Raw genomic sequence first — 9,202 nt, 5'->3', positions numbered from 1 at the left:
CGGGGCCGCCGGCCCGGTCCCCCATCCAGGGTCCGCCCATGCTTCCACCCGCTCGGGGGGCCCCCCACCCCGCCGGGGGGGCGGCCGCGCCCGAGGACGATCCGGCCCGACGAGAGACGTAAGTCAGTTGCTGACCGGGAACGCGAGGAGCGAGCCCGGGTGGGTGAGGTCGGTGGTCGGGACGTCGCCCTCGCCGCGGACGAGGCCGGCGGTGTCGGTGATCGCGTAGACGGTCTTGCCGTCGGGGCTGACGATCGTCGCGCGGAAGCGGTCCTGGTCGGTGTAGAGCGGCTCGACCGCGGACACGTCGGTCTCGGTGGAGTTGAGGGCCAGCCGGTAGATCGTGCCGTCCTTGAGGCTGGTCATGATCACGGAGTTCTCCCAGCCGGCCATCGCCCGGCCGGTGGCGGGCTTGTAGTAGGTCAGGCTGGAGGGCGCGATCGTCGGGTAGCAGATGTAGTAGAGGCCCGACTCGTCGCACGGGGCGCCGGTGAAGTCGTGGTCCCAGGTGACGGAGGTGCCGAAGGTGTCCAGCGGCTCGTTGAAGCGCGCGGTGAACTCCGACTCCTGCCACGTCGGCACGTCCTCGTGGATCGCGAAGTCCGAGTGCGTCAGCTCCGCGCACGGCGTCGGGGAGGCGGCGCTCCAGTCGCCGTAGACGTAGGCGGACTCGTCGTCCTGGTAGCCGGCGACGTTCGGCCAGCCGTAGTTGCCACCCGCCCGGAGCAGGTTGATCTCGTCGTCGGTCTTCGGGCCGTGCTCGGCCTCCAGGAGCTTGCCGGCGGCTGTGAACGTGAAGCCCTGCGGGTTGCGGTGGCCGTAGGTCCAGATGTGGCTGCGTACGCCGCCGATCGTCGGGTTGTCGATCGGGATCGAGCCGTCACGGTTCAGTCTCAGGGTCTTGCCCTGGTAGGCGAACCAGTCCTTGGCGGCGACCTCGGCCGCGGTGGGCAGGGTCTGGGCCTGGTTCTGACGGCAGGCGAGGGAGTACTGGTTGGTGCCCTGGTCGCCGATCGAGTAGTAGAGCTTCCCGTCGGGACCGATCAGCAGGCGGCCGGCCTGGTGGTCGATGCTGCCGGGCAGCCCGGAGATGATCGTGGCCGGCCTGACCAGCGTCTTGGTGGCGTCGTCGTAGCTGTAGCGGACGATCTTGGTGCGGCGGGTCTCGCCCGTGGACTCCTCGGCCCGGCCGGAGTCGTAGGTGAACGAGACGTACGCATAGCCGCGGTCGTTGTTGGCGACCGACGGTTCCACGGCCAGGCCCAGCACGCCGTCCTGGCCGCTGGAGACGGCCTGGGTGGAGAGGTCCAGCAGGGTGGTCTTCGCGCCGGTCGTGGGGTCCACGCTGAGGACCGACCGGCCGCTCTTCTCGGTGAGCCACAGCTTGTCGCGGGCTCCCCACACGAGCGAGTAGGGATTGTTGAGGCCGTCGGCGACCACGCTCGGGGTGCCCAGCGCCGGGTCGGCGCCAGTGGCCGCGGTCGCCGGCAGAACGGTGATGGTCAGCGCTGCCAGAGCAGCTGATCCGGCGGCGAGACTCAGGCTTCGTGTGATGCTCATGAGACGTACTTCTCCTCCAGGGGAAGGGGATCGAAGAAAATAAAACAGCGCTCCTCCCCGAGAGATGTGGCCGGTGCCACGAGGACGCTGGCGCGAACTATGGCGGACCTGAGTTGATCTGGCAACGATCACGTTCCGGGCCCGGGCGGTAGGTTGCGGAGCGTGGGATATGAGCTGAGTGACCGGTTGGTCGTCGGGATCGCGTCGAGCGCGCTCTTCGATCTGACCGAGTCGGATGCGTACTTCCGCGAGCATGGTGAGGAGGCCTACCGCCGCTACCAGGACGAACGCATCGACGACCCGCTCAGGCCAGGTGTCGCGTTTCCGTTCATCAAGCGGCTGCTGACTCTCAACGACCTGGCCGCCGACGCCGATGACGGTCTCGTCGAGGTCATCGTGGTCTCGCGCAACGATCCCAACACCGGGCTGCGGGTGATGCGCTCGATCGAGCACCACGACCTGCCGATGACCCGCGCCGTCTTCACCCAGGGGCGCTCGCCCCACCGCTACATCGGCGCGCTCGACATGTCACTGTTCCTCAGCGGCAACCGCGAGGACGTCATCGCGGCCAGCCGCGAGGGATTCCCGGCCGGTCACGTGCTGCCGTCGGCGGCGACGTACGACGATTCCGACCCCTCGGTCGTCGTCGCCTTCGACTTCGACGGTGTGCTCGCCGACGACGGCTCCGAGCGGGTCTTCCGCGAGGAGGGGATCGAGAGATACCGGGTCTACGAGGCGAGCCGGAAGGCCGAGCCGCTCGAGCCCGGGCCGCTGCAGCCGCTGCTGCGCGACCTCAACCGGATCCAGCGGATCGAGGAGCAGCGCCGCCTGGAGTCTCCCGAGTATGAACCGCGGCTGCGGATCGCGCTCGTCACCGCTCGCGGCGCTCCGGCACACGAGCGGGCGATCCGGTCGCTGCAGTCCTGGGACGTCCACGTCAACGAGGCCTTCTTCCTCGGCGGCGTGGAGAAGGTGCGTGTGCTCGAGGTGCTCCGCCCGCTGATCTTCTTCGACGACCAGACGACCCACCTGGACGAGGCGGTCGGGTCGATCGCCGGGGTCCACATCCCCTACGGCGTGGCCAACGCCGACGACGTTCACGCTGGTCAATAGCGCTTTACAGTTCATCCACAGGAGGTTCTCATCTGGTGGATGAGCGCTTGCATATGTCACCCTGGGCGAAGTTGTACAGATTCTGTTCACTTGAGAAGTGCGAGGAGTTCACTCGATGACTTCGGCTATGTGTGCCAAGTGCACCGAAGACGAGGAGATCCGGGTTCTCTCGCGTTCGGTGGGGGGCCGCCGGCGGCTGATGTGCTGCAGATGCGGGTACGCGTGGGAGAGCGGGCGTTCCGGCCCCGCCCGGAGGACCGGCCTGACGGGCCTGTTCGGAGCGGCCTGAGTCGCCTCCAGCGTACGTTTCACGGCGTCGCCGCCTGACGTTCACCTCGCGCGGGCGCACGGGTGATGTGGAGTGGCTTGAGTAGGGGCTGAGACCTGTCTCGGGATCCCCTACCAAGCTCCGAGGAGTACCACCATGCCTGCATCCCGTCGCTCTCTGATCGCCGGCGGCGCTGCCGCCGGCGTCGGGATCGCGATTGCCGGGAACATGCCCGCGCTCGCCGAATCCACCCCGGGTGCCACCGCCAGGAACGGGCGTGGCGCCGGAACGTACGCGCCCACCCCGTACGAAGCCTTCCCGCCGCTCGTCGACGACCCCGACGGGATCCTGGCGCTGGCCGAGGGCTTCTCCTACACGATCATCACCCGCGCGGGCGTCTCCAAGCTCGACAGCGGCGAGCTGACCCCGGGAGCCCACGACGGCAACGCGGTCTTCGCCGGCCGCCGCCGCGGCACCTACACGGTGATCCAGAACCACGAGCTCGGCCGCAACGCGACGTACGGCGTCCCGCACGTCGAGGGCACGGTCTACGACCCGGGTGCGACCGCCGCCGGCGGCTGCACCGTGATCACCACCAACGCGCGCGGCGAGAACCTCGGCGAGTTCGTCGGCATCTCCGGCACGCTCACCAACTGCGCCGGTGGTCCGACCCCGTGGGGGACCTGGCTGACCTGCGAGGAGACCGAGACCCGCTCGGGGAACGGCTATCAGAAGGACCACGGGTACGTCTTCGAGGTCTTCCCCGACGGGCGCAGGCTGCCGCTCCCGATCAAGGCTTTCGGCCGCTACGCCCACGAGGCGCTCGCGATCGACGAGGACCGTCGCCACGTCTACCTCTCCGAGGACGCCTCCGGGCCGAACGGTCTCTTCTACCGCTGGAAGGCGCCGCGCGGCTACAAGCTCGGGCCCGGGATCGCGGAGGACCTGGCCGACGACGCCGGCGAGCTCGGTGCGATGGCGATCATCCTGCCCGACGGCTCGATCCTCCCCGACGTGGCCTACCTGACCTCCACCCAGCTCAACCGGCCGTTCCCGGTCCGCTGGATCCCGGTGCCCGATCGCGATGCGCGCGAGGTGTCGACCCGGAAGCAGTTCGCCACCGGCGAGGTGACCCGCGGGAAGAAGTTCGAGGGCGTGTGGGGCACCGACGAGGGCGTCTACGTCGTCAACTCCTACGCCGGCGAGGACAGCTCCGATCTGCCGGCCGACGCGGTCCCGCACGACGGCATGGTGTGGTTCTACAACTACAAGAACGAGACCATCCAGCTGGTGACGTACTTCCCGCACAACGACGAGGCGTGGGAGAACGACCGGCCCGCCTACGACGACCTGGTCTTCGACGGCCCGGACAACGTCACCGTCACGCCGTGGGGCTCGCTGGTGCTCGCCGAGGACGGCTCGGGCTCCTCGCACGTGCTCGGCTCGTTCCCCGGCGGCCCGACGTACGCCATCGCGCGCAACCAGCTCAACGACTCCGAGTTCTGCGGACCGGCGTTCTCGCCGGACGGCAAGGTGCTCTTCGTCAACATGCAGTCCCCGGGGCTGACGCTGGCGATCACCGGTCCCTGGGAGCGCTACCTCGGCTGAGGCCCCGGGGCGAAGACGTGGGCGGCGGGCGGCTCGGGCTGCCCGCCGCACATGTTTCACGGCGCCGTCGCCTGAGGTTCATCTCGGGCGCGCGCGCAGGTGTTGCGGAGTGGCTTGGGTTGAGGGCTGAGACCTGTCTCGGGATCCCCTACCTTCGCTCGAGGAGTTCAACCATGCCCGCAACTCGACGCTCCCTGCTCACCGGAGGAGCCGCGACCGGGATCGGCCTGGCCGTCGCCGGTGCCGTCCCCGCTCTCGCCGAGGCGAAGCCCGCGCGGCCCGGCACCCCGGGGCGCAAGCGCGCCCGCGAGCCGTTCCCGCCGCTCGTGGACGACCCGAAGGGGATCCTCGCGCTGGCCGAGGGGTTCGCGTACGCCATCGTCACCTCCGCCGGTGAGACGACCCTGAAGACGGGGGAGAAGACGCCGTCCAACCACGACGGGATGATGGTGCTCGGTGGCAGGCGCGGGCGCTACACGCTGATCCAGAACCACGAGATCGAGCCCGGCGAGGGCGTACCGGTGCCGCTCGTCGAGGGCACCGTCTACGACCCGGGCGCGCCGTCCGGCGGCTGCACCGTGATCACCACCGACGCGGGCGGCGCCAACTTCGGCGAGTTCGTCGCGATCTCCGGCACCTCCACCAACTGCGCCGGCGGCCCGACGCCGTGGGGGACCTGGCTGACCTGCGAGGAGACCGTCAACGACGCCGGCGAGGAGTGGGAGGGCGAGGACGGCAGCACGGGGGTCTACGAGAAGGACCACGGCTACGTCTTCGAGGTCTGGGCCGACGGCTCGGCCGACCCGCGACCGATCAAGGCCTTCGGCCGCTACGACCACGAGGCCCTCGCGATCGACAGGACCCGCACGAAGGTGTTCCTCTCCGAGGACGCCGACGAGCCCAACGGGCTCTTCTACCGCTGGACCGCCCCGGCCGGGGTGAGGCTCGGTCCGGGCGTGCTCACCGAGCTGGCGGACGACGCCGGCACGCTCGCCGCGATGCAGATCATCCTGCCCGACGGCTCGGTGCTGCCCGACGTGGCCTACCTGACCTCCGCGCAGATGGGCCAGCCCTTCCCGGTGACGTGGAAGAAGGTTCCCGAGCGCGACGCCCAGTCGACTCCCTGTCGGGAGCAGTTCGCCGACGGCGAGGTCACCCGGGGGCGCAAGTTCGAGGGCGTGTGGGGCACCGACGAGGGTGTCTACGTGGTCAACTCCTACGCCTGGGAGGACACCGACCTCCCCGCGGACGCGAGCCCGCACGACGGCATGGTCTGGTTCTACGACTATGCGGCCGAGACCATCCAGCTGGTGACGTACTTCCCGCACCAGACGCAGTCCGAGGACGATGCCCCGGCGCCGAAGTACACCGACCTCACCTTCGACGGCCCCGACAATGTCACCGTCACCCCCTGGGGTTCGCTGGTGCTCGCCGAGGACGGCACCGGCGCCTCGCACGTGCTCGGCGCGTTCCCGGGCGGTCCGGCGTACGCCATCGCCCGCAACGACCTGAACGACTCCGAGTTCTGCGGCCCGTGCTTCTCGCCCGACGGCAAGGTCCTCTTCGTCAACATGCAGGACCCCGGCTACACCCTGGCCATCACCGGCCCGTGGGAGCGCTACCTCGGCTGAGGATCACGAGAGAAGACGTACGCGGCGGGCGCCTGGTCGCCCGCCGCGTCGTCCGATCATCCGAGGTTGACCAGCTTTCCGGCCGGCGGCGAGGTGCCGTCGGTCCCGGAGAGGACGTCGATCGTGGCGACGACTCCCCACCTGGTCCACTCCACCGCTCCGGGAGTGGGCTTCTCCGCCTTGGTCCAGCGGTGGCCGTGACGTACGGCGGTGATCTTGTTGCCGAACATCTCGGCCACGTAGATCGTGCCGTGCGGACTCACCGCGACGCCGGTGGCGCCGAGGAAGCCCTGGGCGACCTGCTTCTTGTGTCCCGTCCTGGCGTCGATCTTGAAGACGCTGCCACGAGGACCGAGCTCAGGACCCTCCGGTCCGCCCGGCAGGCTGGACACGTAGAGACGTCCGTGGTGACTGGTCTCGACGTCGGTCGGGACTCCCTCGAAGTAGTAGGTCCGGCCGACGAAGCACTCGTCGAGCCCGAAGCCGGCGACGACCTCCGGGGTGAACGTGTACGGGATCCCCGGCAGGGTCGCGACGGTCCGGATGTGACCGTGCGAGGAGACCGACAGGATGCTGTTGCCGCCGGCGTCCGCGACGTAGGTGCGGCCGTGCTGGAGGGCCGTGGCGTACGGGTGCGAGTCGATGCCGCCCTTGTAGGCCGCAGGCGCACCGATGTCGGCCGGCCACTTCGCGTTGCAGTCGGTGTCACCGTCGCGGAACCCGTAGGACGTACGGCCGTCTGGGTTTCGCTTCGTCTCGTAGGCGTGCAGGTCGGCGACCGTCCTGACCTTGCCCGAGGGGTAGAGCCGCTTCAACCAGCTGCCCGTGTTCTCGAAGGTCTCGCGGTTGGACCGGGTGACGACGAAGGTCACCACGCCGTCGTGGACCGAGAGCCCGCCGACCTCGTAGCCGTTGGGGTCGGTGTAGATCACCTTGGCCTTCTTGCCCGGCCGGACCTTCAGGATCTGCCCGGCGAAGTTCGAGGAGACGTACGCCGTGCCGTCATGGTCCACCGCCGCGCTGAGCGGGGAGAGCAGGCCGGATGCGAGTACGCCCTTGGGCAGCCGAGGTTTGGAATGGGCCTGTGCTGGTGGGGTGGTGGCGATGAGCGCCGCGCCGAGGATCAGTGCGACAGCCGCCGTCAGACACCTTGGAAGTCTGGACATTGTGTGTCCCCCTTGTGTTGTCTGTCCCGACCGGCGACCGCGTCGTCGCCGGTCGTTTTTCAGTCTCATTACCCCTGGTGGCGATCGAATCGCCCGGTTTGGGTAAAGGACCTTTGCCTTCCATCGGCGGCGGAAGTGAGGTTGTGAGCCCTGTGAGGCCGTGAGAGGAAGTTGACGGGCTCGCACGCGAGGGTTGGCGGCTGCTGAAACCTGGGCTGGCGATCGTGGGTGGTATCTCGCCGACTGCCGCAACAGAGGAGCCCACCATGAGCCGCCGCCACTGGATCGACGACTGGCGTCCCGAGGACGCCACCTTCTGGGAGGAAACCGGGGCGAAGACCGCCCGCCGCAACCTGATCTGGTCGATCTTCGCCGAGCACCTCGGCTTCTCGGTCTGGCTGATCTGGTCGGTCTCCTCGGCCTTCCTGGTCGCCCAGGGCTTCGACTTCACCCCGAGCCAGCTGTTCTTCCTGATCGCCATCCCGAACCTGGTCGGCTCGCTGCTGCGGGTGCCCTACACCCTCGCGGTGCCTAAGTTCGGCGGCCGCAACTGGACGATGATGTCGGCCGCGCTGCTGCTCGTGCCGACCCTCGGCTTCGCGTACGCCGTCACCCAGCCGTCCACCCCCTACTGGGTCTTCTGCGTCATCGCCGCCACCGCCGGCCTCGGCGGCGGGAACTTCGCCTCCTCGATGGCCAACATCAACTTCTTCTACCCGGCCTCGAAGAAGGGTGCGGCACTCGGCCTCAACGCCGCCGGCGGCAACCTCGGCGTCGCCCTCATCCAGTTCCTGCTGCCGGTCATCGTCGGCGGTGCGGGCATCTTCGGGCTGGTCAAGGCCTCGTCCGGTGGCATCCACCTGGAGCGAGCGGCGTTCGTCTATGCGGCACTGGCCGTCATCGCGATCCTCGCGGCCTTCTTCTTCATGGACAACATCAGCTCCGCGAAGTCGTCCGTGCGTGAGCAGCTCTCGGTGGTGAAGTCGAAGCAGACCTGGATCATGTCGTTCCTCTACATCGGCACCTTCGGCTCCTTCATCGGCTACTCCGCCGCGATGCCGCTGCTGATCAAGCTGAACTTCTGGGTGCCCGAGCCCGCGCCGCTCGGGACCGGCATCTACTTCGCCTACTTCGCCTTCCTCGGTGCGCTGATCGGCTCCGCGACCCGGCCGTTCGGCGGCTGGCTGGCCGACCGCTGGGGCGGCGCGAAGGTGACGCTCGGTGCGTTCATCGGACTGGTCGTCTTCACCCTCGCGGTGCTGTGGACGCTGATGCAGCTCACCCCGAACCCGGATGCCTCGCCCGCGATCGCGGAGGCGAACCAGGCATGGTTCCCTGCCTTCCTGGGCTTCTTCATGCTGGTCTTCGCCTCGACCGGCATCGGCAACGGGTCGACGTACAAGATGATCCCGTCGATCTTCCGCCGCGAGGCCGAGATGGCCACCACACCGGGCACCGCCGATCGGGACGTCGCGCTCGTCGGCGCGACCAAGAAGTCCTCCGCGGCCGTCGGCATCATCGGCGCCGTCGGTGCGATCGGTGGCTTCCTCATCCCGATCGCCTTCAACAGCCCCTGGGTCGACAACCCCCTCGACGCCACGAAGTCGGCGTTCGTCGCCTTCACCGTCTTCTACGCCATCTGCGCCCTGGTCACCTTTGTGGTCTACCTGCGGCCGCAGGGTGCGCGGGTCGGCGAGCTGGCGGACGTGCGGATCTGAGCGGCGCGCGCTGTAACACGTCGTTCGTAGGACTACTCGCCCTATCCGATGGGGCGAGTAGTCCGCCGCACCGCGGGGTTAATCACGGCGCCCCCCCGGCACCCCCGCCCGCTGCCCCCCGCCCCGGCCGCCGCGGAC

6 protein-coding genes are annotated in these 9,202 nt (G+C 68.9%); 4 read left to right on the top strand and 2 right to left on the bottom strand.

Annotation, left to right across the window (positions count from 1 at the left end; all coding sequences use genetic code 11):
• Window positions 1-123: 123 nt before the first annotated feature.
• On the bottom strand, window positions 124-1,560 hold the full coding sequence (locus ACFV9G_RS18855) for a glucose/sorbosone family PQQ-dependent dehydrogenase (RefSeq protein ID WP_378729038.1): 1,437 nt from the start codon (window positions 1,558-1,560) through the stop codon (window positions 124-126).
• Window positions 1,561-1,722: 162 nt separating this feature from the next.
• On the opposite strand from ACFV9G_RS18855, the gene ACFV9G_RS18850 reads away from it, so the two are divergent.
• The 3 genes from ACFV9G_RS18850 to ACFV9G_RS18840 all read left to right on the top strand — a co-directional run bounded on the left by ACFV9G_RS18850 (window position 1,723) and on the right by ACFV9G_RS18840 (window position 6,180).
• Complete coding sequence (locus ACFV9G_RS18850; RefSeq protein ID WP_378729037.1) at window positions 1,723-2,673, top strand: 5'-nucleotidase; 951 nt, start codon at window positions 1,723-1,725, stop codon at window positions 2,671-2,673.
• A 424-nt stretch (window positions 2,674-3,097) separates the two neighbouring features.
• Entirely contained in the window at window positions 3,098-4,549 is a 1,452-nt protein-coding gene (locus ACFV9G_RS18845) for an alkaline phosphatase PhoX (protein ID WP_378729035.1), read from the top strand.
• 173 nt (window positions 4,550-4,722) lie between these two features.
• Window positions 4,723-6,180: an alkaline phosphatase PhoX gene (locus tag ACFV9G_RS18840; protein ID WP_378729034.1), complete on the top strand. Its 1,458-nt coding sequence runs from the start codon at window positions 4,723-4,725 to the stop codon at window positions 6,178-6,180.
• Window positions 6,181-6,236: 56 nt separating this feature from the next.
• On the opposite strand, the gene ACFV9G_RS18835 is transcribed toward ACFV9G_RS18840, so the two are convergent.
• Complete coding sequence (locus tag ACFV9G_RS18835) at window positions 6,237-7,346, bottom strand: ScyD/ScyE family protein (RefSeq protein WP_378729033.1); 1,110 nt, start codon at window positions 7,344-7,346, stop codon at window positions 6,237-6,239.
• A 266-nt stretch (window positions 7,347-7,612) separates the two neighbouring features.
• On the opposite strand from ACFV9G_RS18835, the gene ACFV9G_RS18830 reads away from it, so the two are divergent.
• Entirely contained in the window at window positions 7,613-9,064 is a 1,452-nt protein-coding gene (locus ACFV9G_RS18830; RefSeq protein ID WP_378729032.1) for an MFS transporter, read from the top strand.
• Window positions 9,065-9,202: the final 138 nt, after the last annotated feature.

The organism is Nocardioides sp. NPDC059952 (genome assembly GCF_042730435.1).
In the GTDB taxonomy this organism is placed as follows: domain Bacteria; phylum Actinomycetota; class Actinomycetes; order Propionibacteriales; family Nocardioidaceae; genus Nocardioides.
The sequence above is the reverse complement of the archived record's forward strand: the minus strand, read 5'-3'. Positions and strand labels throughout refer to the sequence as shown.

What these genes read in the sequence shown, in the direction of transcription:
- ACFV9G_RS18855 (WP_378729038.1), bottom strand. Translation starts at nt 1,560, where the DNA reads ATGAGCATCACACGAAGCCTGAGTCTCGCCGCCGGATCAGCTGCTCTG.
- ACFV9G_RS18845 (WP_378729035.1), top strand. Translation starts at nt 3,098, where the DNA reads ATGCCTGCATCCCGTCGCTCTCTGATCGCCGGCGGCGCTGCCGCCGGC.
- ACFV9G_RS18840 (WP_378729034.1), top strand. Translation starts at nt 4,723, where the DNA reads ATGCCCGCAACTCGACGCTCCCTGCTCACCGGAGGAGCCGCGACCGGG.
- ACFV9G_RS18835 (WP_378729033.1), bottom strand. Translation starts at nt 7,346, where the DNA reads ATGTCCAGACTTCCAAGGTGTCTGACGGCGGCTGTCGCACTGATCCTC.
- ACFV9G_RS18830 (WP_378729032.1), top strand. Translation starts at nt 7,613, where the DNA reads ATGAGCCGCCGCCACTGGATCGACGACTGGCGTCCCGAGGACGCCACC.